The organism is Pedobacter westerhofensis, assembly GCF_900182595.1.
Classification (GTDB): Bacteria; Bacteroidota; Bacteroidia; order Sphingobacteriales; family Sphingobacteriaceae; genus Pedobacter; species Pedobacter westerhofensis.
This window is the reverse complement of sequence record NZ_FXTN01000007.1, coordinates 185,153-209,531: the sequence shown is the minus strand read 5'-3', so window position 1 is coordinate 209,531 and position 24,379 is coordinate 185,153. Positions and strand designations below refer to the sequence as shown.

General features: G+C 43.6%; 24 protein-coding genes and 1 tRNA gene. 11 read left to right on the top strand and 14 right to left on the bottom strand.

The window, feature by feature from the left end; all coding sequences use genetic code 11:
- Positions 1 to 74 precede the first annotated feature (74 nt).
- The 3 genes from FN831_RS15025 to pyrF form a co-directional block, all read right to left on the bottom strand.
- Complete coding sequence (locus FN831_RS15025; RefSeq protein WP_142529160.1) at positions 75 to 296, bottom strand: PspC domain-containing protein; 222 nt, start codon at positions 294 to 296, stop codon at positions 75 to 77.
- Positions 297 to 389: 93 nt separating this feature from the next.
- Positions 390 to 1,682 (bottom strand): DUF2851 family protein, encoded by a 1,293-nt coding sequence (locus tag FN831_RS15020; RefSeq protein ID WP_142529003.1) that lies wholly within the window; start codon positions 1,680 to 1,682, stop codon positions 390 to 392.
- A gap of 49 nt (positions 1,683 to 1,731) precedes the next feature.
- Positions 1,732 to 2,562, bottom strand: coding sequence for an orotidine-5'-phosphate decarboxylase (gene pyrF, locus FN831_RS15015; RefSeq protein WP_142529002.1), 831 nt, complete (start codon positions 2,560 to 2,562; stop codon positions 1,732 to 1,734).
- 270 nt (positions 2,563 to 2,832) lie between these two features.
- On the opposite strand from pyrF, the gene rho reads away from it, so the two are divergent.
- Together rho and pssA are read left to right on the top strand one after the other, a co-directional pair.
- Entirely contained in the window at positions 2,833 to 4,545 is a 1,713-nt protein-coding gene (gene rho, locus FN831_RS15010) for a transcription termination factor Rho (protein ID WP_142529001.1), read from the top strand.
- 6 nt (positions 4,546 to 4,551) lie between these two features.
- Positions 4,552 to 5,232 carry a CDP-diacylglycerol--serine O-phosphatidyltransferase gene (gene pssA, locus FN831_RS15005; protein ID WP_142529000.1) on the top strand — a complete coding sequence of 227 codons (681 nt, stop codon included), beginning with the start codon at positions 4,552 to 4,554 and terminating at the stop codon, positions 5,230 to 5,232.
- Positions 5,233 to 5,247: 15 nt separating this feature from the next.
- On the opposite strand, the gene FN831_RS15000 is transcribed toward pssA, so the two are convergent.
- Both FN831_RS15000 and folK read right to left on the bottom strand, forming a co-directional pair.
- Positions 5,248 to 5,625, bottom strand: coding sequence for an Hpt domain-containing protein (locus tag FN831_RS15000; protein WP_142528999.1), 378 nt, complete (start codon positions 5,623 to 5,625; stop codon positions 5,248 to 5,250).
- A 21-nt stretch (positions 5,626 to 5,646) separates the two neighbouring features.
- Positions 5,647 to 6,144 carry a 2-amino-4-hydroxy-6-hydroxymethyldihydropteridine diphosphokinase gene (folK, locus tag FN831_RS14995; protein WP_142528998.1) on the bottom strand — a complete coding sequence of 166 codons (498 nt, stop codon included), beginning with the start codon at positions 6,142 to 6,144 and terminating at the stop codon, positions 5,647 to 5,649.
- 51 nt (positions 6,145 to 6,195) lie between these two features.
- On the opposite strand from folK, the gene sppA reads away from it, so the two are divergent.
- Positions 6,196 to 7,965, top strand: coding sequence for a signal peptide peptidase SppA (gene sppA / locus FN831_RS14990; RefSeq protein ID WP_142528997.1), 1,770 nt, complete (start codon positions 6,196 to 6,198; stop codon positions 7,963 to 7,965).
- An 88-nt stretch (positions 7,966 to 8,053) separates the two neighbouring features.
- Positions 8,054 to 8,809: an SGNH/GDSL hydrolase family protein gene (locus FN831_RS14985; RefSeq protein ID WP_142528996.1), complete on the top strand. Its 756-nt coding sequence runs from the start codon at positions 8,054 to 8,056 to the stop codon at positions 8,807 to 8,809.
- A gap of 1 nt (position 8,810) precedes the next feature.
- Here FN831_RS14985 and FN831_RS14980 read toward each other — a convergent pair whose 3' ends face one another.
- On the bottom strand, positions 8,811 to 9,446 hold the full coding sequence (locus FN831_RS14980) for a hypothetical protein (protein WP_142528995.1): 636 nt from the start codon (positions 9,444 to 9,446) through the stop codon (positions 8,811 to 8,813).
- Positions 9,447 to 9,524: 78 nt separating this feature from the next.
- On the opposite strand from FN831_RS14980, the gene FN831_RS14975 reads away from it, so the two are divergent.
- The 6 genes from FN831_RS14975 (at position 9,525) to FN831_RS14950 (ending at position 14,814) form a co-directional block, all read left to right on the top strand.
- Positions 9,525 to 11,201 (top strand): DNA polymerase/3'-5' exonuclease PolX, encoded by a 1,677-nt coding sequence (locus FN831_RS14975; RefSeq protein ID WP_142528994.1) that lies wholly within the window; start codon positions 9,525 to 9,527, stop codon positions 11,199 to 11,201.
- A 40-nt stretch (positions 11,202 to 11,241) separates the two neighbouring features.
- Entirely contained in the window at positions 11,242 to 12,222 is a 981-nt protein-coding gene (gene rfaE1 / locus FN831_RS14970) for a D-glycero-beta-D-manno-heptose-7-phosphate kinase (protein ID WP_142528993.1), read from the top strand.
- Positions 12,222 to 12,776: a D-sedoheptulose 7-phosphate isomerase gene (locus FN831_RS14965; RefSeq protein WP_142528992.1), complete on the top strand. Its 555-nt coding sequence runs from the start codon at positions 12,222 to 12,224 to the stop codon at positions 12,774 to 12,776. The genes rfaE1 and FN831_RS14965 overlap by 1 nt, the downstream gene beginning before the upstream one ends.
- Positions 12,777 to 13,274: a D-glycero-beta-D-manno-heptose 1-phosphate adenylyltransferase gene (gene rfaE2 / locus FN831_RS14960; RefSeq protein WP_246101548.1), complete on the top strand. Its 498-nt coding sequence runs from the start codon at positions 12,777 to 12,779 to the stop codon at positions 13,272 to 13,274.
- A complete protein-coding gene (locus FN831_RS14955) occupies positions 13,271 to 14,251 on the top strand; it encodes a glycosyltransferase family 9 protein (RefSeq protein WP_246101546.1) in 981 nt (326 codons plus the stop codon). The genes rfaE2 and FN831_RS14955 overlap by 4 nt, the downstream gene beginning before the upstream one ends.
- A 62-nt stretch (positions 14,252 to 14,313) precedes the next feature.
- Positions 14,314 to 14,814 carry a SixA phosphatase family protein gene (locus tag FN831_RS14950; protein WP_142528991.1) on the top strand — a complete coding sequence of 167 codons (501 nt, stop codon included), beginning with the start codon at positions 14,314 to 14,316 and terminating at the stop codon, positions 14,812 to 14,814.
- On the opposite strand, the gene FN831_RS14945 is transcribed toward FN831_RS14950, so the two are convergent.
- The 4 genes from FN831_RS14945 to tig form a co-directional block, all read right to left on the bottom strand.
- Positions 14,811 to 15,674: an AMP nucleosidase gene (locus FN831_RS14945; protein ID WP_185960494.1), complete on the bottom strand. Its 864-nt coding sequence runs from the start codon at positions 15,672 to 15,674 to the stop codon at positions 14,811 to 14,813. The genes FN831_RS14950 and FN831_RS14945 overlap by 4 nt on opposite strands.
- Before the next feature lie 55 nt (positions 15,675 to 15,729).
- On the bottom strand, positions 15,730 to 16,971 hold the full coding sequence (gene clpX, locus FN831_RS14940; protein ID WP_142528990.1) for an ATP-dependent Clp protease ATP-binding subunit ClpX: 1,242 nt from the start codon (positions 16,969 to 16,971) through the stop codon (positions 15,730 to 15,732).
- Between the two features lie 3 nt (positions 16,972 to 16,974).
- Positions 16,975 to 17,670 carry an ATP-dependent Clp endopeptidase proteolytic subunit ClpP gene (gene clpP / locus FN831_RS14935; protein ID WP_142528989.1) on the bottom strand — a complete coding sequence of 232 codons (696 nt, stop codon included), beginning with the start codon at positions 17,668 to 17,670 and terminating at the stop codon, positions 16,975 to 16,977.
- Positions 17,671 to 17,832: 162 nt separating this feature from the next.
- Positions 17,833 to 19,179 (bottom strand): trigger factor, encoded by a 1,347-nt coding sequence (gene tig / locus FN831_RS14930; RefSeq protein ID WP_142528988.1) that lies wholly within the window; start codon positions 19,177 to 19,179, stop codon positions 17,833 to 17,835.
- Positions 19,180 to 19,433: 254 nt separating this feature from the next.
- On the opposite strand from tig, the gene FN831_RS14925 reads away from it, so the two are divergent.
- Positions 19,434 to 20,951 carry a choice-of-anchor I family protein gene (locus FN831_RS14925; RefSeq protein WP_142528987.1) on the top strand — a complete coding sequence of 506 codons (1,518 nt, stop codon included), beginning with the start codon at positions 19,434 to 19,436 and terminating at the stop codon, positions 20,949 to 20,951.
- 90 nt (positions 20,952 to 21,041) lie between these two features.
- Here FN831_RS14925 and FN831_RS14920 read toward each other — a convergent pair whose 3' ends face one another.
- From FN831_RS14920 to FN831_RS14905, 4 genes are all read right to left on the bottom strand, one after another.
- Positions 21,042 to 22,334 carry an esterase-like activity of phytase family protein gene (locus FN831_RS14920; RefSeq protein ID WP_142528986.1) on the bottom strand — a complete coding sequence of 431 codons (1,293 nt, stop codon included), beginning with the start codon at positions 22,332 to 22,334 and terminating at the stop codon, positions 21,042 to 21,044.
- Positions 22,335 to 22,571: 237 nt separating this feature from the next.
- Positions 22,572 to 22,653, bottom strand: a tRNA-Leu gene (locus tag FN831_RS14915).
- A gap of 107 nt (positions 22,654 to 22,760) precedes the next feature.
- The gene (locus FN831_RS14910; protein ID WP_142528985.1) at positions 22,761 to 23,558 is read right to left on the bottom strand and encodes an ABC transporter substrate-binding protein; all 798 of its coding nucleotides are present in this window, start codon (positions 23,556 to 23,558) and stop codon (positions 22,761 to 22,763) included.
- A gap of 101 nt (positions 23,559 to 23,659) precedes the next feature.
- Positions 23,660 to 24,355 carry an ABC transporter ATP-binding protein gene (locus tag FN831_RS14905; RefSeq protein WP_142528984.1) on the bottom strand — a complete coding sequence of 232 codons (696 nt, stop codon included), beginning with the start codon at positions 24,353 to 24,355 and terminating at the stop codon, positions 23,660 to 23,662.
- Between the last annotated feature and the right edge of the window lie 24 nt (positions 24,356 to 24,379).

Sequence of the window (24,379 nt, the reverse complement as noted above, 5' to 3'; positions counted from 1 at the left end):
AATATATAGTTGTATGTGTCATGTTATTCTAAACTGCAGAGGAAGAATAAATATGGAACTCATCAGTATTCCTGTTACAGATCCCAAATCCGCTGCCTGATCCTTTTGATATAATGGCGTACATCCAGGATCAGCGCCGCCATGATATAAAATACAATAGGAAAGCCCACAGCCAGAAAAGAGGAATAAATAAAGAAAAGCCTAATTTTGCTGATCGACATATTAAAACGCTCTGCGATATAGGTACATACCCCAAAACTTTGTTTCTCAAAATAGGTGACGATGCTCTGAAACATAGTATTTGTCTTCATATTTTTCGGGGTAGTCAATTGATAACTCAATTATTGATCAATTTAGAGATTATTTATTGTAAAAGCAAAAACCATACCTTAATTCACGGCTTTTACAGCTATCAGATCACGGCCTATATCACAGTTTAAGCACTTCCTCAGTAAACAACTATACTTATACAGCTGCAGGACTGCCTGCGAATCCCAGGCACTGGTCAATATCAGCCCTGCTTTTTTATATGCCCTGGTAATGGCATTTTGCTCCGCAGGCATTTTTTTCAGAAAAGTGATTGCACGCTGCTGAAATTCCGGGACGCAGAAATATTCCCCGTAATGATACATCATCACGCATACGGTATTGATGATCAGATTTTCTATAGATTTTCTTCCGGGCTTTAGTTTCATCGCTTTGCAGCCCTTGTCAAAGTTAAAGTGGTCGTTCCAGTAGGGATGCACTGATGTGGGGGCAAACAACCGGATCAGCGACTGCAGGTCTGCAGCACCAAGAACATCTGAGATCGCCGGGCTATTCCCCGTAAGCATCCCTGCCAGCTGCGCTATCCTTAAAACAGGAAAATTCTGCGGGTGCATTCTCAGAAATTTCCAGATCGCATGATCGAGCGGCATCAGCTGATATTTTTTTCTGAGGAAAGCATACTCAGTTTGCAGCTGCCTTGGGTAGCTGTCTTTAAAATCCCCTTCCAGAAATCCCGCCTGTCCAAACAACAAGGCTTCGATCTGCAAAGGCTGATTTCTGTGCCGGGCCAACAGCGTAGCCGGCAAACCCGCAGCAAGAAGCTCAAATGGAACATTATTTACTTTGAAGCCGAAATTCCTGATCAGCAACTGGTGAAAAGTCTCAGTCCAGTTGTATTTATTCCGGGTCATCAGCAGTTCCAGATCAGCCGACTTTTGCTGCAAACGTTGTATAGCTGCAGTATGCATGGTATTTCTGATAACAGAGGGACCGGTTTGTCCGATCTGAGCTGCACAGGGAAAGAAGTTCCTTGCTTCGAGCAGCGCCCGGTACCGCTGCAGCATGGTTTCCGGCAAGAGGTCTTTCATTAAAAGAACAGGAATGCGGCTTCCGTTTGTACGGCAGATCTCCGCATCATTTTCATAAACGGCGTGCAGGATAACGGTGTCATATAAACTGTTTTCCTGATGCTGATGCTGGAGCCAGTCAGATGCCCTGAGATGGATTTCGACATTGCCCACCCATAATTGTCCGCCAATCCTCAGCCGTGCCGTACTAAAATCCGGTCCGGCATGCGTATTAGGTATCCCGGGATCAATGATTTCCAGTCTTGATCCGTCGGTGCAATACAGGTCAAGACTGGTCAGCAGTCTGTATTGCCAGATGTAATGTAAAAAATCTTCGTTAAGCCGCATAACGCAAACTTAATTCAAAGAAGATGTTTACTGGTAGTTAAATATTTTATTAGATCAATTCTGCTTTTTCAAGTATCTCCTCCATTTCAACCTGTAGTTTCAGCGCTTCTTCACGTGCTTTTTCTGCAAAATCTTCTCCTTTGCCCGCATATATAATCCCTCTGGCAGAATTGACCAGCAGCCCGCAATGATCGTTTAATCCAAACTCGCACACATCGGCCAAACTGCCGCCCTGTGCGCCAACTCCCGGAACAAGCAGAAAGCTATCCGGTGCCAAACGTCTGATATTGGCAAATTCAGATCCCCTGGTGGCACCAACAACATACATCATCCGTTCGCTGTCTGCCCATTCAGAAGAAACCCTGATCACCTCTTCATATAATCTGCCCCCCGGTGTTTCCAGCAACTGGAAATCATGGTGCCCTTCATTTGAAGTTGCAGCCAGCAGGATTACCCATTTATCTTCATATTTTAAGAAAGGGCTTACAGAATCTTTGCCCATATATGGTGCTACTGTGATCGAGTCGAAGCTCATCCCTGATTTCTCTTCATTAAAAAAAGCATCAGCATACATGGCCGAAGTATTTCCGATATCTCCCCTTTTCGCATCTGCTATCGTAAAAATATTCTGCGGAATATGGGCCCAGGTTTTCAGTAAGCTTTCCCATCCCTTTAAACCTCTCGATTCATAAAAAGCAGTGTTCGGTTTATAGGCAACACAGAGGTCTGCTGTGGCATCAATAATTTGTCTGTTGAACTCAAAAATCGGATCTTCATAATCCAAAAGATGTTGCGGAATATTTTCAAGCACCGGGTCGAGACCCACGCACAAAAATGATTTTTTAAACTTTATTTGTTCAAATAGTTGCTTTTTATTCATTTGGGCTGAGATTATGCGCAAATATGCCAAAATTTCCACAGGTTTCTGAAAGCTGATTTAACAAAACTTAAGTAAAATATTTCTAACATTTTCAAATTTTACTTGGAGTTTCAGATACAAATACATACAATTGCAACATAATTCTCAAAAGTTTATCTGATCAGTCCAGAAAATCTCACAAAATTTTGTACTATTTTTCAAATCCTAATTGCATTTTTTGCTCTGATATGTCGATAAATACGTTTATAAAAATTTCTCTACACCCACATAATGTTTAACAAAACAGAATTAAATGAAAAGCTCACGGCTGAATTGCGTGAGTTAGCAAAATCTAAGGGGATCTTAAATGCCGATGATATGCGCAAGGCCGAGCTGGTTGAAGTGATTCGCCAAATCAGCGAACAGCAGGGAGAGCCAGACGTAGTGATTCCAACAACTGAGTCAACTATCGCCGAGATCATCACTACCAACGATGCTGCAAACCAGGCTCCGGTAAAAGCTGCAAAAGCAAAAGCTCCAAAGAGCAATACCGCAGAAAAACCCCTCAGAAAAAGAACACGCATTTCCAAGGATGAAGCTGAAACAGCCCCATCTTCTAATAATAATTTTAACAGAGCCTCTTTATTTGACAATCCTGCCGCTGAGGAAGAACAGGAAACTGCTGCACAGCCTGCGGCAGAAAAAGAACAATCTGAAGTAGCTGTACCACAAGCAAAAAGAGAAGAAAATGCTCCTGTACCTGCTTCCAACCCTAACGGAGAACAAAAAAAGACAAAGCCGGTAAGAGAAGACAACAGGCCCAAGAATAACAATACAGGAAATACCAGTAACCAGAAAACGAACGAAAACAGTTATTCAAACCTGGATTTCGATAATACGATCACCAATGAAGGTGTGCTTGAGATTATGCCTGATGGCTATGGCTTCCTGAGATCTGCAGATTACAACTACCTTTCTTCTCCTGATGATATCTATGTTTCACAGTCACAGATCAAATTATTTGGTTTAAAAACTGGTGATACCGTTAAAGGAAGTATCCGCCCGCCAAAAGAAGGCGAAAAGTATTTCCCGCTGGTACGCGTGGAAACCATCAACGGACGTCTTCCGGCTGATGTGAGGGACAGGGTTCCTTTTGACTACCTTACCCCTCTTTTCCCTACTGAAAGATTAAATCTTTTCACGGAAACAAACAATTACTCTACACGGATCATCGACTTATTTACCCCGATCGGTAAAGGTCAGCGTGGTTTGATCGTTGCACAGCCTAAAACAGGTAAAACAAACCTGCTGAAAGAAGTGGCCAACGCGATCGCTAAAAACCATCCTGAAGTATACCTGATCATCCTACTGATCGATGAGCGTCCGGAAGAGGTGACAGATATGGCCAGAAGTGTACGCGCCGAGGTGATTGCATCAACATTTGATGAGCCTGCTGAACGTCACGTAAAAATTGCCAATATAGTGCTGGAAAAAGCAAAACGCCTGGTAGAATGCGGCCATGATGTAGTTATCCTGCTGGATTCTATCACCCGCCTTGCCCGTGCGTACAATACTACTGCGCCTGCTTCGGGTAAAATCCTCTCAGGTGGTGTGGATGCAAACGCACTGCACAAACCAAAACGTTTCTTCGGTGCTGCCCGTAATATCGAAAAAGGTGGTTCATTAACCATTCTGGCAACCGCATTAACAGATACAGGTTCTAAAATGGATGAGGTGATCTTTGAAGAGTTCAAAGGTACCGGTAATATGGAGCTGCAGTTAGACCGTAAATTGTCTAACAAACGTATCTTCCCTGCGATTGACATCACTGCATCAAGTACCCGCCGTGACGATCTGCTGCATGACAGAGATACTTTACAACGCGTATGGATTCTGCGTAACCACCTGGCTGATATGAATGCCCAGGAAGCTATGGAGTTTGTTCAGGCACAAATCAGGAACACCAAGACCAACGAGGAGTTCTTAATTTCAATGAACAGCTAATCCAAAATGAAGAAACACATTCCTAATGCATTAACTTGCGCCAACCTCCTTTCGGGGTGCTTTGGTGTGGTTTTTGCATTTAAAGGTAACCTCGAGGTAGCAGCTTATGCAGTGCTTGCCTCGGGTATTTTTGACTTTTTTGATGGCTTTATGGCCAGGTTCCTGGGCGTAAAATCAGCCATTGGAAAAGAACTGGACTCGCTTGCGGATATGGTAAGCTTTGGCTTCTTACCGGGAGTGGTAATGTTCCAGATGCTTACTTCGAGCGACTTCAGTTCTCCATATGTACCTTATATCGGTTTCCTGATTACCATGTTCTCGGCGCTGCGCCTGGCGAAATTCAATATTGATGAACGCCAGACAGAAGATTTCATCGGGCTGAACACACCGATGAATACCCTGTTTATTGTGTCGCTGCCATTTATTCAGCGTGACTACCCCGGCATAGGAAGTTCTACTTTGCTGCTTGTATCTATTACGGTAGTGATGAGTTTCCTGCTCACCAGTGAAATCAGGATCTTCTCCCTCAAATTTGGTTCACTGGACTGGGAACAAAATAAGCTCAAATATATTTTTCTGATCCTGTCAGCTGTGCTGATTGCCTTTCTCAAATTTGCTGCTATACCGTTTGTGCTGGTGTTATATATCGCTTTATCCATCCTCCATTTCAGACGGATAGCCAAATAATAATTTAAAAGCTAACTAGAGGCGTTTCTCCAGTTCAGCTTTTGCGTCATCCAGCTGCCTGTATAAAACCTGTACAAAATCATTGAATTCCTGGAAATTCTTTGGCATATCAGACAAATCTTTCTGGTCACGTGCACTGTTCTCAATCAGCTGCAGATGTCCGCGGGCATCCTCCCTGCCAACATATGATAGCGTGGGCTTAATCTTATGCGCAAAGCCTGCTGCTTTATCCCAGTCCTGTGCAACGATCGATTGCTCCAGATCGGCAATGTATAATGGCGTTTGTAATTTGAACATGTCGATCATCTCGATCATGAATTCGGCACTGTCGCCAGACATATCCCGTAAATAAGACAGGTCAAGAGGGCTGTTGTTTTTTTCTGCGTCTATCATTTGGGACAAAACTATATAAAATTATGAGATTTTTACCACCACTAAGTTATCCTTTAATACGGACAATAATGTCGAAATATTTTGTTTGAGTAAAGGATGAACAACTTGACCAGCAATTTCGGCCAGCGGAGCCAGTACAAACTTCCTGTCCTGCATCCTCGGATGAGGTATCTGCAGCCTTTCTCCATCAGTAATGATATCCTCACCATATAAAATGATATCAATATCGATCAGCCTGGCGCCCCAATGTTCCGCCCTTACCCGTCCCAGTTCTTCTTCAATTTTTAAAGTATTACTGAGTACCTCATGGGCACTCAGGGTGGTTTCTACGCCCGCAGCGATATTCAAAAATGAAGGCTGGTCTTCCACTCCCCATGCGGCCGTCTCATAAAAAGAAGAGATAGCCGTAATCTGCCCAACCAACTTTCCTATCCTGCCCAGCGCATTATCGATCATGGCCCTTCTGTCCCCTAAATTACTCCCAAGTAACAAATAAACTGTTTTGGTCTCTAAGTGCATATAAACCCTGATTCATTTAATATCTTTACAAATTAAATATTAATCATCCACATGAGAGAATTTTTCAAATATGTTTTTGCTACAGTAGTAGGTATCATCATTTCTACATTCCTTATCTTCCTGGTTATCATTCTTCTTGTGGTAGGCGTAGTATCCTCTATCGATGAAGATAAAAGCATCAGTGTGCTCAGTAACAGTGTGCTTTATCTTAATCTCGATCAAAACATTAAGGAACGTACACCTAATAAAACGCTGGAAAGCCTTCCTATTGTAGGTTCGGGCGGCCAGAAGAGTATCGGCTTCAATGATTTGATGAGGGCACTGAAAAGAGCTAAAACTGATGACAATATTACCTGTATCTATCTGAACGTAAGTTCTCCCGGCGCAGGTAAAGCTACCCTTAAAGAGATCAGGGACGCACTGGTTGATTTTAAGAAAAGTAAAAAGAAGATCATTGCTTACAGCGAAGTATACACACAGGATGCGTATTACCTAGCCTCTGTTGCGGATAAAGTATACCTTAACCCACAGGGCGCACTGGAATTTAAAGGCTTCAGCTCCCAGCTCACCTTTTTTAAAGGTGCCATGGAAAAGATAGGTGTGGAAGCCCAGATCATCCGGGTAGGAAATTATAAAAGTGCAGTAGAGCCTTTTATCAATGACAAGATGAGCGATTATAACCGCAAACAGGTAACAGCTTACCTGGGCGGACTGTACAATACTTTCCTTGAAGGGATATCTGCTGCCAGAAATATCCCGAAGGACAGTCTTTATCTGTACGCCAATACCTACAGGATCCAGCAGCCAAAAGATGCCCTGACCTATAAAATGGTAGACGGGCTGAAGTATAAAGACGAGGTACTGGACGAACTAAAAAAACTGAGCAGTACAGGTGCCAAAGAAACGCTTTCTACAGTTACCATTAACGATTACGCCCAAAACCAGAAAACAGAGAACAGCGACAGCAAAAATAAAATTGCCGTGATTTATGCCAATGGCGATATTACCGGCGGCGAAGGCAACGATGAGTCTATCGGTTCTGAACGTATTTCACGTGCGATCAGAAAAGCGAGGATGGACGATAAAGTTAAAGCTATTGTACTGCGCGTAAATTCTGGTGGCGGCAGTGCCCTGGCATCGGATGTGATCTGGAGAGAGATCGTTTTGAGTAAAAAGGTTAAACCTGTCATTGCATCTTTTGGTGACGTAGCTGCCTCCGGCGGTTATTATATCGGCTGTGCCGCAGACTCGATCTTTGTACAGCCCAATACCATCACCGGCTCTATCGGCGTATTCGGGATTATACCCAACTTTCAAAACCTTTTTAATACTAAACTGGGGATTACCTTCGATGGTGTTAAAACCGGCGAATATGCCGACATTATGAGTGTAAACCGCCCACTTACTGCAGGTGAAAGGTTAATTATACAGACAGATGTGAACCATGTATATGACAGTTTCATCACACGCGTAGCGGATGGCCGTAAGAAATCGAAATCATATATCGACTCCATTGGCGGCGGACATGTGTGGATTGGTACAGATGCCGTTAAAATTGGCCTGGCAGACAGACTTGGCAGCTTTAACGATGCCGTAGTTGCTGCTGGTAAAAAAGCAAAACTTAAGGAATATAAGGTAGTTGAATATCCTGAACAGGTCAGCGCCCTGAAATCCCTGCTGGATGATAGTGCAGATAATGTGAAAATGTATTATGCAAAACAGGAATTTGGTGAAAACTTCTTCCTGTACCAGCAAATGAAAAAAGCGATTGTAAACGCCGGTATCCAGGCGCGCATGCCTTTTGATATTTCGGTGCAGTAGTTATTTTTAAAGATCCCCGGCTTTGGTGATTTGATTACCGGTCATAAGGATTGAAATTTGAGTATAAATCATACTTAATCAATTCTTTATGAAAAACAAACCTTACTTCCACATTTTGCTGGCTATGTTTCTGCTGATAGCATGCGAAAAAAAGGATGGCAATTTAAATCTGCCGGGCAAAGGGGCTTCTGCTGATGGGCGGGATACCGGCGTTTTATCAATTGATTCGCCTGTTATTGTAATTTTAGGGGCATCTACTGCTTACGGTACCGGTTCCAGCCCTATTGATTCTTCCTGGGTAAACCGGCTGCGCCTGACCACAGCACAAAATCCAAAACCATTAACATATATTAATCTGGCTTTGGGAGGATACACTACCTATCAGGCAATGCCTACCGGATTTGTCAGTCCCATTCCTAACAGGCCAGCCCCGGATCCGAAAAGGAATATTACCAAAGCTATATCTCTTCATCCGGATTTGGTAATGATTACTTTTCCCAGTCATGATGTGAATCAGGGGTTTACAGGCGATGAGGTAATAAATAACTATGCCAGGATCATTAGCCTTCTTGATTCCGCAAAGGTCCCGTATATCCTATTCGGTACGCAGCCTAAAAATTTCACTGAACTTTCCAAAAGGCAGGAATTAAAAAGTATAAACGATAGGATCAGAGCGATCTATGGCGAACGCAGTAATGACTATTTCGACCAGATCAGCACTGCCGATCTGAAAATCAAGCCTGAATATGCTTACGGAGATGGCACACATCTGAACAATAAAGGCCATAAACTGATTATGAATACCGTTTTAAATCACGCCATTTTTCAAAAGGTCATCCAATAACTTATAATCTTTTCCAGTCGGGATGAACAGGCAGGTAAACCGCATTTGCCGGTCTGTGCTTAACGTGTACCGTAATTGCGGTACACGTATCCTTTTTGATATCAAAAGCAATCCCTTCGGCCACACTGTCGTAAACCATCACCGTGTCCTTTTGTGCACTTACATAACTCTCCGTTTTTTTAAGCGAAGGATAGGCCTTCAGCAGTTGCGCCAGCTTTACACCTGTACCCATTCCGTCCGCGGTCCTGAATTCCGGCGCAGCTACAGATACCTGCTTTACGGCCTTGATCACCATATTGCTGTCGCGGTAAGACGAGAAGATTACTGTCGGGTTTCTTTTATCTTTTGGTGTTCCCTCATACCAGATCCCCAGTGCACTGCCCATTGCAGCATCGCCGTCATCAGGCCGGCCGAGTATTTCAGCAACCTGCTCCATATATTGCCCAAGATATATTCTGCCAGCCTGTTTGCCGGCAATCACCAGCTTAGATGAGTCGACATTTTCTTTGCGTACTTCGCTCACCAATGTATCCTGCTTTGTAACCGCACTATCCAACTGTGCCTTATCCGATGCCGGAGATTGGCATGCTGCTGATAAACCAATCAGTACGGCACCAAAATAATTCAAACGTTTCATACCCTGCTTGTCCAAAAAACTATGCCATAAATACTTAGTTGAGGGAAAAACGCTTCTTTTTATTTATTTTAGCGCCCAATGGAAAATAAGACCATAGCCCGCAGTTTACGGCTCCTGTCTCAGCTGATGGAGTTGCATAATGAGAACCCTTTTAAAATCAAAACTGTAGCCAATGCTGCCCTGAAAGTGGATAAGCTCCCTTTTGCCATCAATACCAAAACCCGGGAGGAGATGGAACAGATCGATGGCCTTGGCAAGAGCACGGCCGCTAAAGTATGGGAGTTATTGCAGACAGGTACCATGGCTGATCTGGAAAATATCCTGCTCAAAACTCCCGAAGGAATTGTGGAGATGCTGGGCATTAAGGGTATAGGCCCCAAAAAGATTGTCATCATCTGGAAAGATCTTGGGATAGAAAATATCGGTGAGCTGTATTATGCCTGCAACGAAAACCGCCTGATCGAAGCCAAAGGCTTTGGACTGAAAACCCAGGAGGAGATAAAGAAAGTCATTGAGTTTAAAATGGCCGCACAGGGCAAATTCCTGTATGCACATTCCGAAACTCTTGTACAAAACCTTACAGCTGAGCTTCTTTTATGGCTTACCCAGCTTGAAGAAGCGCCTCTGCTGCGTGTAGCAGGTGGCTATCGCCGGTACAACGAGATTATCGAAGAGCTTGACTTTGTGATTGGCGCCGACAATGTTGCCATCACTGAACAGTTACATCTCTTTGCTGCGCTTCCCTTTGAGCAGAGCACAGCAAATATGTTTACGGCAATGAGCCCATTTGGCTTAAAAATACAGTTGCATATTTATCCCAAATCAGCGTTTTACCTGAACCTTTTCAAGCTTACCGGGAACGATGCCCATGTCAATGCTGTACTGGCATTAGCCGGCGAAGGCCCATTTGCAGATGAGCAGGAAATTTATGTTAAAGCAGGCCTGAGTTTTGTAGAACCAGAACTGCGTGAAGGACTCAATGAGGTTGAGCTTGCCAAATCAGGTAAGCTCCCAACACTGATCACTTATGATGACCTGAAAGGCAGCCTGCACAACCACTCCACCTGGAGCGACGGGGTGCATACGCTGGAAGAGATGGCCAGGTACTGTAAAGATCAGCTGAAACTGGAATACCTGGGAATCTGCGACCACTCCAAATCGGCCTTCTACGCCAAAGGATTAAACGAGCTGCGTGTTTACGCACAACATCAGGAAATTGAAGCCCTTAATCAAAAGCTGGCCCCATTTAAAATATTCAAAGGTATAGAAAGCGATATCCTCAATGATGGTTCACTGGATTACAGTGACGACATTCTAAAAACTTTTGATTTTGTAGTAGCCTCTGTACACAGCAACCTGAGAATGGATGAAGAGAAAGCTACGGCACGATTAATCAAAGCCATAGAGAACCCGTACACGACCATATTAGGCCATCCTACAGGGCGCCTGCTGCTGAGCCGTAAAGGTTATCCTATAGATTATCATAAGATAATTGATGCCTGCGCAGCAAATAATGTGGTGATTGAGATCAATGCAAACCCGCTGAGGCTGGATCTCGACTGGCGTTACCATCGCTATGCGCTGGAAAAAGGTGTCCTGTTATCGGTAAATCCTGATGCACACCGCATGGAAGGGTTCAGGGATATGCATTATGGCGTTTATATGGGTAGAAAAGGCGGACTTGAAGCAGGATCATGCCTCAATACATTTACGCTTGAGCAGATCAGCGCTTATTTTAGCTCACGAAAACAGTAGTCCCTTTTTTTCACCTATATTTGAAAATTAATCCCACAGCATGCTTGGAGAAAAACTATACAATGCACATTATAACCTTCCAAAACCGAATATCCTGGTTATAGGTGATGTGATGCTGGACCATTATATCTTTGGAAGTGCTTCGAGGCTTTCGCCCGAAGCGCCGGTGCCCATTGTAAATGTTAAAAACGAAAACAAGATCATTGGCGGCGCCGCAAATGTGGCCTGCAACCTGATCGATCTGGGTGCTACAGTTTCACTTGCCGGAATTACCGGCGATGATGCCTTCGGGGCCGAAATCAAGGAAATCCTGCAAAGCAAAAATATAGGGGCAGAACTGATCCTGAAGGACAGCTCTCGTACCACTACGGTAAAAACCCGTGTCATTGCCTCCAATCATCAGATTGTAAGGATCGATCAGGAGGATACGCATGATATTGCTGCAGATCTCGAAGACACTTTTTATACAGCCTTGCTTCCCGCTATCGAAGCGAGCGACATCGTCATCCTTTCTGATTACAACAAAGGGCTTCTTACGCCGTCATTATCCCTCAGGGTGATAAACGCTTGCCACCAGCTCCACAAAAAAGTAATCGTAGACCCTAAAGGGCTCGATTATACAAAATATAAAGGCGCATTTATCATCAAGCCTAACCGCAAGGAACTGGCAGAGGCCGCCAAAACAGACAAGATCCATAGCCAGGCAGACCTGGAAGCAGCCGCAAAGGTAATTTTTGAAGCAACTGGCACAGATTACCTGATCGTTACGCTTTCTGAAAACGGCATTGCGATCATCACGCCGTCAAACTGTACCATCCTTCCGGTTGTTGCCAACCAGGTATACGATGTAACAGGCGCAGGCGACACGGTAATTGCTACACTGGCCTATTGCGTAGGCCTTGGCTTTTCAATTGAAGAAGCCTGTACGGTTGCCAATTATGCCGCTTCGATTGTGATCAAACATATCGGCAGTGCCACCACTACAATCGACGAAATACTAACTGAACTAACAGTAAAATAATGGTTTTAGAAGAACTGAACAATCATCAGCAAACGATAGACAGGGTAATTGCCACACTTGTTCCGGCAATCGAAATAGGATGCGAAATGGTTACCGGAGTTCTTGCTGCCGGGGGCAAGATCCTGCTTGCGGGCAATGGGGGCAGTGCCGCCGATGCACAGCATATCGCCGCAGAACTGGCCGGCAGGTACGTGAAAGAACGTAAGGCATTGCCCGGTATCGCTTTAACGGTAGATACATCGGCAATGACCGCCATCAGCAATGACTATGGGTTCGACTTTGTATTTTCGAGACAATTACAGGCTTTGGCGCGTGAGAACGACTTGTTTATTGCCATTTCTACTAGTGGAAACAGCAAAAACATTATCCATGCCCTGCATACAGCTAAAGAGCTGGGCTGCAAAACCCTGGGTTTATCAGGAAGGGATGGCGGGGAAATGAACAGCCTGTGCGATCTCAATATTGTTGTGCCCGATGACACTACCGCCAGGATCCAGGAAATGCATATCCTGATCGGGCATATTTTCTGTAATGCAGTAGACCTGAATTATTAAATGATGAACCATCAGCATACATTAAACCAGAAAATTGTTTCTCCCAGTCAATTAAAGGACTTAGCAGCATCCTGGAAGGCAGAGGGGAAAAGAATAGTTTTCACAAACGGCTGTTTTGATTTGCTGCACGCCGGACATGTAGCTTACCTCTCTGAAGCGGCCGGCCTGGGCGACAAACTGATTGTAGGGCTAAATAGTGATCAGTCGGTATCATGTATCAAAGGGCCGAAGCGGCCGGTAAATAATGAAACTACACGAGCTACCCTGCTGGCCTCCATGTTTTTTATTGATGCTGTAGTTTTATTTGGCGACGATACTCCCCTTGAACTGATCAAAACGGTTTTGCCGGATGTACTCGTAAAAGGCGGTGACTATACCGTAGACACGATCGTAGGCGCACAGGAAACTATTGCCAACGGCGGCAGCGTAGAAGTGCTGAGTTTCCTGCCAGGATATTCTTCCACCTCAATTATTGAAAAGATAAGGAGCTCATCTTGAAAAGCCCAAAGAAAATATTGGTGATCAGGTTCAGTTCAATGGGTGATATCATTTACACCACACCCGTTGTCCGCTGTCTCAAAGAACAGGTTCCTGGCTGCGAGGTACACTTCCTGACCAAGGAGCAGTTTAAATACATCTACGAGGGAAATCCCTACATCAGCAAACTGCACCTCTTAAAACCAAAATTAAAAGATACGATCCGCGAGATCAAAGATGAGCAGTTTGATATGATCATCGATCTGCATAACAATCTGCGTACCTCCATCATTAAGCTGTCTACCCAAATCCCCTCATCCACCTACAAAAAAGACAGGATCAGGAAATGGCTGGCCTTAAAATTCAAATGGACCTCCCTGTTTTCCAAAGATCACCTGGTAGACCGTTATATGGAAACCCTGAAAGTGCTGGGCGTAAAAAATGACAACCGTCCAATTGATTATTACGTGCATAAGCAATACCAGGTTGCAGATTTCCTCCCTCCTTCCCATCAGGGAAAATTCATTGCTTTTATTATTGGCGCCACACATTTTACCAAGAGAATGCCCAATGAAAAGATCATAGAGATCTGCAGGGGGATTGATCTGCCCGTTGTGCTGCTTGGAGGCAATGATGTAAAAGAAAACGCCGTCGAGATCAGCAATGCCGTTGGCGCAAATGTATATTCTACCTGCGGGCTAACCAACCTTGATCAGTCTGTCTTCATCGTATCACAGGCACACAAGATCATCGGGTTTGATACTGGTCTTACACACATCGCAGAAGCTTTCAACCGGCCTATCGCTTCTGTATGGGGAGGCACCACACCAGAATTACTGGGCGTGTATCCCTATCAGGTAAAAGATTCTTTGATTGTAGGCATAGAGCTCCCCTGCAGGCCATGTTCCAAGTTTGGCCTGGAGCAATGCCCGCTCGGACATTTTAAGTGTATGAAAAACATTCCTGCGGAGGAAATTGTTAATTTCTCAAACACCTGAGTAAAACCGTAAACAAAAACGGCTACAAAAGACAACACAAGCGTGAACATCTAATCAACATCATGGCTAAACAACTTATCGTCGTGAGACACGGCAAATCAGATCAGGGTACATATGGGATGTCGGATTTTGAAAGGACATTAAATCACCGCGGGAATAAAAATGCCCATGAGATGGCAGAAAGGATCACTCAAAAGGATATTATTCCTGAGCTGATCGTGAGCAGTCCGGCAGTAAGGGCATTAACCACAGCCAGGCATTTTGCCGATGTTTTAAAGATCTCATATGATGATATCCAGCTTGAAGCATCAGTATACGAAGCCAATACCACGGCACTGCTGAAAGTAATTAACCAGCTGAATAATGATTTTGAACGTATTGCATTATTTGGGCACAATCCCGGATTAACGGAACTGGTAAACTACCTCGCTGATGCAAAAATCTATAATCTGCCAACAGCGGGAGTAGTGGTGATAGATTTCCCGTTTGATGACTGGCAAATGGTAAGTCAGCATACAGGAAGTCTGTTTTTCTTTGATTCTCCGAAAGGTCAGGAGGATTAAAAGTGGAGGTGTTTAACGGTTAATCCGTTATTGATCAGTTGTTTTAAAGAATCGATACCAATTCTCAGGTGTACTTCTACATAATTTGTAGTCACAGTGCTGTCGCTTTCTGCTGTTTTAACACCTTCAGGGATCATCGGCTGATCAGAAACCAGTAATAAGGCCCCGGTAGGTATTTTGTTTGCAAAACCAGTGGTAAAGATGGTAGCAGTTTCCATATCCACAGCCATTGCCCTCAAAGTTTTCAGGTATTTTTTAAACTCTCTGTCATGCTCCCAGACCCTGCGGTTAGTGGTGTAGCAGGTTCCTGTAAAATAATCGCGTGAATGATCACGTATAGTGGTAGAAATGGCTTTCTGCAGTGCAAAAGATGGTAATGCAGGCACTTCAGCAGGCATATAATCATTTGATGTTCCTTCTCCCCTGATCGCAGCAATCGGCAGGATCAGATCTCCCAGCTGGTTCTTCTTTTTCAAGCCGCCGCATTTTCCAAGAAACAGTACTGCCTTAGGCATGATTGCACTCAGCAGGTCCATCATCGTTGCTGCCAGCGGGCTTCCCATACCAAAGTTGATGATGGTAATGCCGTTCGCCGTTACACTCTGCATTGGCTTGTCCAGTCCCATGATCGGTGCATTGTCGTTCCATTCGGAGAACATCTGTACATACTTGCTGAAATTTGTCAGCAGGATATATTGTCCAAATTCTTCCAGCGGCCTGCCTGTATATCTCGGAAGCCAGTTTTTCACAATGTCACCTTTGGATTTTAAACCAGCTTTCACAGGCGACTCTACTTCTTTTACTTTCTTAGCTTTTGCTACGATCTCCTCATCTTTTTTTACTTCTTTTTCTTCATTCATATCTATTTATTTTAGTGTAAAAAAAATCCCCGTGGATTAGACGGGGATTAAATTTTTAAGCAGCTTTTAACTTTTTAAAGTCGGCCTTTTCAAATTTCTCAACCGCATAATCGAGCGAGATGACCAGCTCCTTTATACTGCTGTCGGAGGGGATGTCAAACATCGCGTCCAGCATAATTGCTTCACAAATGGATCGTAATCCCCTTGCACCGAGTTTATATTCCATGGCTTTATCAACGATAAAATCAAGTACCTCATCCTCAAATACAAGTTTCACTCCTTCAAATTCAAACAATTTCACATACTGGCGGAACAAAGAGTTCTTTGGTTCCGTTAAAATATTGCGCAATGCCTGTTTGTCCAGAGGGTTCAGGTGTGTTAGTACAGGAACACGTCCAATCAATTCTGGTATCAGCCCAAAAGATTTTAAATCCTGAGGAGTGATGTATTTGTACAGGTTGTCCAGATCAAGCTCTGTATCATCTTTCTTTACCTTATAACCTACTGCCTGTGTGCGCAGCCTGTTTGCGATCTTGCGTTCGATACCATCAAATGCACCACCGCAGATAAACAGGATGTTGTTTGTGTTTACCGGGATCATTTTCTGATCAGGATGTTTACGGCCGCCCTGAGGTGGAACGTTTACAACTGTACCTTCCAGGATTTTTAACAAAGCCTGTTGTACACCTTCACCGGATACATCTCTTGTTATCGAAGGATTGTCGCTTTTACGCGCAACCTTATCTACCTCATCAATGTAAACGATTCCGCGTTCTGCAGAAGCTACATCATAATCCGCAGCCTGAAGCAAACGGGTCAGGATGCTCTCTACATCTTCACCTACGTACCCTGCTTCTGTCAATACTGTAGCGTCACAGATACAGAAAGGCACATGCAATATTTTGGCGATAGTTTTGGCCAGCAGGGTTTTACCTGTACCGGTTTCGCCAACCAGCATGATATTGGATTTTTCAATCTCAACCTCATCGGCTTTGTCTACCTTCTGCCCTAAGCGCTTGTAGTGGTTATACACAGCTACCGAAAGCACCTTTTTGGCGTCATCCTGACCAATAACGTACTGGTCAATGTGAGCCTTAATCTCCATTGGTTTAAGCAGGGTAACTGAGGCGTCCAGGCCTTTCGACTGTTTATTGCCGAATTCCTGCAGCACCAGCTGATGAGCCTGGGTAACGCATTTATCACAAATGTATGCATCAAGCCCTTCAATAAGCATCAAAGTATCCTGCTTACTTGAACCGCAAAAAGAGCAACGAGATTCTTTTGTTTGTTTAGCCATTATCTATTTTTTATCCGAATTGGAACCTAATACTTCGTCAATCATTCCAAAGCTTTTGGCTTCATCAGCTTTCATCCAGTAATCACGGTCTGAAGCTTTCTCAACCCATTCATAAGTCTGGCCTGAATGATCAGAAATAATATCATATAATTCTTTTTTCAATTTCAGCATTTCTCTCAGGTTGATCTCCATATCTGAAGCAACACCCTGTGAACCTCCTGAAGGCTGATGGATCATTACGCGGGAGTGAGGTAACGCTGCGCGTTTTCCTTTAGCACCTGCAACTAACAATACTGCACCCATTGAAGCAGCCATACCTGTACAGATTGTAGCTACATCAGGGGTAATATACTGCATTGTATCATAAATACCTAATCCTGCATATACAGAACCTCCTGGTGAGTTGATATAAATCTGTATATCCCTGTTGTTATCAGTAGACTGCAGGAACAGCAATTGTGCCTGTATAATGTTTGCATTGCCATCATGGATTGCATCACCCAGGAAGATAATCCTGTCCATCATTAAACGGGAAAATACATCCATTTGGGCAACATTCAGCTGACGCTCCTCAATAATGTAAGGTGTCATGCTTTTTGGTGACATGTTGGTTTGGCCAATATAACGATCAACGTTTAAGCCGTTAATACGGTGGTGTTTAACTGCGTACTTTCTAAATTCGTCTTTATCTATATTCATTGTTATATTAATTTATTTGTCGTTTATCATTGCCAAAGTAATCAAACTAAGTTGGCAATTTATTTGGGATTTGTAAAATTTAAATTTGCGGATATAAATAAGGCGGCCTCAATTAAAGCCGCCTTATGATAAGTATTAAGAATTGATAATCTCTTTAAAAGATTAAGTCATTTCTATAAATTTATTATAAGCTATATCTTTTTGGTCTAAAGTAGCAACTGATTGAATGTATTCAAAAACTTTGATTGCTTTTACTTCTTCAAAAATGCGGTTGGCATTGTCTTTTTCCTGCAGGAAAGTGGCTGTATACTGAGCCAGCTGATCTTCAGGAAGCGGGGCCGGGCTGTACATTCTGAATTGTGCATCCAAACGTTGTTTAGCTGTAGCAAACACATCTTCGTATTTAATTTCGAGGCTGTTGTCTTTAATGATTTTGTTCTCAATTAAAGTCCACTTTAAGTTTTTTGCGAAATCTTCATATCCTTCAGCCAGTTCAGCGTCAGATAATTTTTCATTCGTTGCTTTTAACCACTTGCGCAGGAACTGATCAGGCAAGTCCATTTTTACGCTTTCAGTCAATTGAGTGTACATGTCGTTTTGCAGTTTGCGGTCGGCATCCTGTTTAAACATACCTTCAATTTCTTCTGTGATCTTTGCAGTAAAACCAGCTTCGTCAGTCACTACACCCTCACCAAATATTTTATCAAAGAACTCCTGGTTCAGATCCGATTCCTCTAAACGGTTTACATTTTTTACCGTTACCTGGAATTTCGACTTCAGATCTTTGGCTGCATCTTCTTCAATGTTCAGCAATTTTGCAATTACAGTTTCATTGTTTTCAAAAGCTTTCTGCACATCCAGTTCAAATACGTCGTCTTTTTTTCTACCGGTCAGAGATTTTAAAATCGCTTTATCTTTAACCAGGTCTAAACGGATAGAGCCAGTACTGGTGATGCCACCTTCAAAAACTGAACCATCAGGAGAAAGTTGTGCTAATTCGGCATAAAGTACATCTTCGTCTGCCGAAACTTCCGGGTTTGTCATTTTGCCATAGCTGCGGCGGATATTTTTGATACGTGAAGCAAGTGTTTCTTCATCAGCTTTCACATTGTACTGAACAAACTTATCTTTTGATGTGATTTGGATATCAACAACCGGAGCAAGACCAATTTCATAGTCGAACTCAAAGGCATCAGTACCATCCCATTTAAAATCTTTTGAATCATCTACTACCGGCACAGGCTGCCCAAGGATCTCCACTTTGTTGTCTGTTAAAAATTTGTTAAGGTTTTCACTCAACAAAGTATTAACGGTTTCTACAAGGATGCTTCTGCCATACATCTTTTTGATGTGCGCTGCAGGTACCATTCCTTTACGAAAACCCGGAAGATTGGATTTTTTGGCTTGTTCTTTTATAGACTTGTCGACCTTCTCAGTATAATCTTCAGGCGAAATGTTAATTTTTACAACTGCGTTTAAGTCGTCAATTTTTTCCTGTGTAATATTCATCTTTCTGAATCAATGTTTTAAAATGTCTTTTAATCAAAAATCCAGCCGATATGCTGCCGGATGGTTGTAGGGTGCCAAAAGTATTATTTTTTCTTGAATTAGGCATACTTAAATGTCAATTTGTCCGCCCCTGTTTCAATTACCTGCAATTTTATCCGCATCTGCGTTCTGCAGCCGCGCTTAACAAATCGTTAACATCCGGGTTAAGCCCTGCTCATCTGGAAATGATATTTTGGGCGCTTAACCCCAACAATATGAAGTACAATTTACTATTATTACTCCTTCTGCTCAGCTTTGCAGGATGTAAAAAAGATAAACAGGATCCCGCAACCGATGAAGAGTTCTTTGTGAATGAAGATGCTGCCACATTTTCACAGATCAGCTCTCTTGACATCGGGGACACAGGGGCTGCCGAGATTTCTGCCTTTGACCCTGCTACAAACCGCCTTTTTGTAGTGAACAACGGAACCGTAAACAAAATTGACGTCATCGATTTCAAAGATCCTGCAAACATGAAAGTGATCGGATCGATCCTGATGGCGCCTTATGGCGGTGCGGTAAACAGTGTATCGGTATCTGACGGAAAGCTTGCTGCTGCAATTGAGTCTACCAACAAACAGGCAAATGGCAAAGTAGCTGTTTTTAAAACGAGCGACTACACCGAGATTAAAGTGATCACTGTTGGCGCATTACCGGATATGATCACTTTCTCTCCCGACGGCAAATATATCCTGACGGCAAACGAAGGTGAACCGAATGATGCCTACACGGTTGACCCTGCAGGAACAGTTTCTATTATCTCTGTAAGTGATAACTATAGTGTAGTCACTGTTGATTTCTCTGCCCTGGCAAGTCAGCAGGCCGCCCTAACAGCAAAAGGCTTCAGGATTTTTGGGCCGGGAAAAAGCTTTGTCAATGATATTGAGCCGGAATACATCACGGTATCGGCCGATTCTAAAACGGCCTGGGTTACTCTACAGGAGAACAATGCGATCGCAAAGATTGATATCGCCTCCAAAACGGTTACCAATATCTTCCCTTTAGGATTTAAAGATTATAACCTGGATGGCAATGAGATCGATGTAAGTGACCTGGATAGCAAAACAGCGCTGGCAAAATGGAACGTGAAGGGCATTTACATGCCCGATGGAATTGCATTGCTTGAGTCTGCCGGAGTTCCATACCTGTTTACCGCCAATGAAGGTGATTCAAGAGAATACACTGGTTTTTCGGAAGTAAAAAGGGTGAGAAGCATCAAGCTGGACCCTACCCTTTTCCCAACGGCAAGTATATTACAGCTGGACGCACAGCTTGGCAGGTTAAATATGACCAACACACTTGGTGATACGGATGGAGACGGCGACTTCGACGCGATCTATTCTCTGGGCGCACGATCATTCAGCGTTTGGAATGGCAATGACGGTCTGCAGGTATTCGACAGCAAAAATGAACTGGATGTAAAAACTATTGCGGCAGGCGTTTATGATGATACCAGAAGTGATGATAAATCTGTAGAACCAGAGGGGATCACCATTGGTAAGATCGGAAATAAGAATGTTGCATTTGTGGGAATGGAGCGGGCTGACGCAGTTGCGGTTTATGATGTGACTATACCAACAAAGCCGGTTTTCCTGCAATTGCTGAAATGCGGCGACGCCCCTGAAGGCGTTCTGATTATTCCGGCAAAAGATAGCCCTACTAAAAAAAGCTTACTGGTGGTGAGCAGTGAAAATGATGGCGTGATTACGGTTTACACTCCAAAAACGGTGTGACCTGGTTGTAGCATTGGCCGTATTCCATTATACGGCCAATGTACAACATAATCAATATTTATCATCTTCTGCCAACTCAACTGCAGATGATTATAGTTGAATTTTCTTGAAATATAAGCGATTGTGATCCACAGAATTTGTTGCAGGAAGAATTTTAGCCATAAATCCGCTCGCCCCGTTATCTACCACTCCAAAGTCATCATCGTTGGAAATCACCAGAATATTTCCAGGCAGAATTGCTAAACCTTCAGCCTTATCGTGGGGGTATACGGTAGGCAGGTCCTTTAACAAATCGAGCACTACAGCTTTAGAAACAGGTGTAATTCCTGCAGCCGCCAATCCTGCTGCATCGTTAAACTGCTCTACGGTTTTGCCACTATACAGTTTGCCGTTCGTACCGTTTGCCGCGTCAGAAATATCTGCAGCATTGCTCAGATCAATTTTAAAAATCTTTTTGAAGGTTGCAGGGCTTGTGCTGTTCCCACCATAAAGGCCATCGCGCTCTACCGTTAAGAATGTAGTGGTGTTTACGGCTACAATATCACTTACACCGGTTAAAGTGATATTATCCATCACATACGCATACTGTTTGGTGGCACCTGTAGCAATATCAAAAGTGAGGATACGCAAAACTGCAGAATTTGCAGTAGCAGCTTTTGAAGGATTATACATGGGCGACTGCATCATGCCTACCAGCGTTTTGCCATCAGGCGTGATGGCAAGGCCTTCCATACCACGGTTGGCTCTGCGGGTTGCAAATACCGCCGGTATTTTACGTCCGCCGGTTCCGGTTCCGAATGGATTGATCCGCTCGATCGTACGGCCTGTGGCATCAAAATGGGCAATATGTGGTCCATATTCGTCACTTACCCAGAAAGAACCATCCGCAGCACGTACCAGTCCTTCAGAATCTATACCGTCAGCACTTGCTGCGATGATCTTGCCCGTCAGGTCATAGGCCGTTTCACCGGAAGCTCCCATTCCCTCAGGGTTCGGAAGTCCGTTGAGGTTTACTCCCGAGGCATTTTTTAATTCTATAGTTTGCTCCAATATAAGCTTACCATCTTTGAGCCTGAATTTACCGATAGCCGGAGTAAAGTCTGGTTTACCGATAATAATTGAATTTGCCAGCTGCCCGGCTACATTAGGGCCGCGGTCAGTTAACATATAAAAAACATCCGGCGAATTAGGGTCTGCGGCTACCGCTGAGCCAAAACCACCATTGTATACTTTTACACCACTGGCAGTGGTCATCAGCAATGCAGGGTCAGATGCTTCGGCCATATCCGGATAAACGATAGTGTTTTCGGTGCCATGGTCTTTTTTGCAGGCAGAAATGGTAACAGCAGCAGCTACAAGGGCACTGAGTAATTGTTTTTTCATGTGAACGCTAATTAAATTAATTTTCGCAAAATAATTTTTAGCTGTAAACCCTATGTTAAATTAAGGACATTTCCTTCCCACATCAGAAAATCGCGGACATAAATATGCTGGATACCCGGATAGGAATTTCCACTAAGATGATCACGGGTAACAACGATCTTTGGATAGTTATTCTGAACAGAAAACTGACTGAAACAAAAAAAGCAGTCGGTGAAGACTGCTTTTTTGTATTGGTTGTGCGGATGAAGGGACTCGAACCCCCACGCCGTGAAGCGCCAGATCCTAAGTCTGGTGCGGCTACCAATTACGCCACATCCGCATCTAGGAGTTGTTTAGGACTGCAAAGATAGAGATAGTTATCAATTCTCAAAAACCTTTCGTGTTTATTTTAGCAGAAGAAGGCTAATCCATTCATTTTAAGGGTTATTATTTTAGTTTTGGCTGCAACTGGAAATGATACTGCACTGCTTTCACCAATCTGCTGCCGTACCAGGAGAACATTTCACCATCAACCAGCATAATTTCGGTTCCCGGAAGAGACAGTTTTAACGCTTCCAGATGCTTTTCTCTGAAAGGATATGGTTCTGAAGACAAAAAAACCAGATCGGGCTTCAGCAGAGCAAGGTCCTGCAAGTCTGTTTCCGGATATCTGCTTTCTTTAGTGATATTGGTAAGACCGATCTTCATAAGGATATCGTTGATATAGGTTTCCCTGCCTGCCAGCATGTAGGGATCCTTCCAGATCAGGTAAGCTACTTTTTTATCGATCCCCAGCTGGAGCGCCAAGGTCTGCAGATCTGTGAAACCGGCATTGATCAAATGGTTCAGATAAGCAGCTTCGGGTTGCCTGTCTAACAGATCGCCGATCTGGCTGATGGTTTTCATCGCATCTTCCAGACTGGCAACGTCACTTACCCAAACAGGAAATTCTTCGCTTAGCAGATCAATATTGTCTTTTGTATTCTCTTCCCTGTTGCCAATGATCAGATCGGGCTGAAGACTTCTGATCAGTTCAATATCGAGTTTTTTTGTCCCCCCTACCTTGGTTTTAGACTTCACCTGCGCTGCCGGGTGTATACAAAATTTAGTGATCCCAATCACCTCATCCGTCAGCCCCAGCTCAAACAGTAGTTCTGTTTGAGAGGGCACAAGGGAAATGATCCGTTTTGGCGGATAGTTAATGATAACTTTCCTGTTGAGCTGATCAGTAAAAGTTTTGAGCATGATACAAAGATAGGTATCACACTTATCAATTTTCAGGGTTCTGTCTGTTCTTTAAGTTAATCTGTTGTGAAGATAATGTTATGAACCCGCCGCCGCAGTCATCAGGGCTTCAGGGATTCGCTCAGGTTTACATCCTCTTTGATCACACCATCCAGTAAATGAAGAATACGCGATCCATATCCTGCATTTACTTCGGAATGTGTAACCTGGATAACGGTGATATTTTCCTCTTCATTGAGCTTTTTGAACAGGTCCATAATCTGCAGTGCCTGTGCAGACTGCAGATTTCCCGTAGGTTCATCGGCCAGGATGATCGAGGGCTGTGCCGCCAGTGCACGCGCAATCCCTACCAGCTGCTGCTGGCCTCCGGAAAGCTGATTGGGAAACAGGTCTTTTTTGCCCACAATATTAAAGCGGTCAAGCATATCGGCCACGCGGCTCCTGCGTTCGGCACTGCCTATCTTTTTATATAATAAAGGCGCTTCGATATTTTCTGCAACGGTCATCTCATCGATCAGATGATAAGCCTGGAAGACAAAGCCGATATGGTTACGGTAAAGTTCAATTCTTTTTCTCTCATTCAGGGAAGTAACGTCTTCTCCCATAAACTCATAAGTACCGTACGTAGGTTCTTCCAGCATGCCCAGGATATTCAGCAGAGTAGATTTTCCTGCTCCTGAAGGGCCCATGATCGATACAAATTCGCCCTGATTAATGGTGGTGCTCACATGTCTGAGGATGTAACTTTTCAAACCTTTGGCAGCATAGTATTTTTCTATATTTTGTAATTTGATCATCTGGTATTGTTTACAATTTAAATT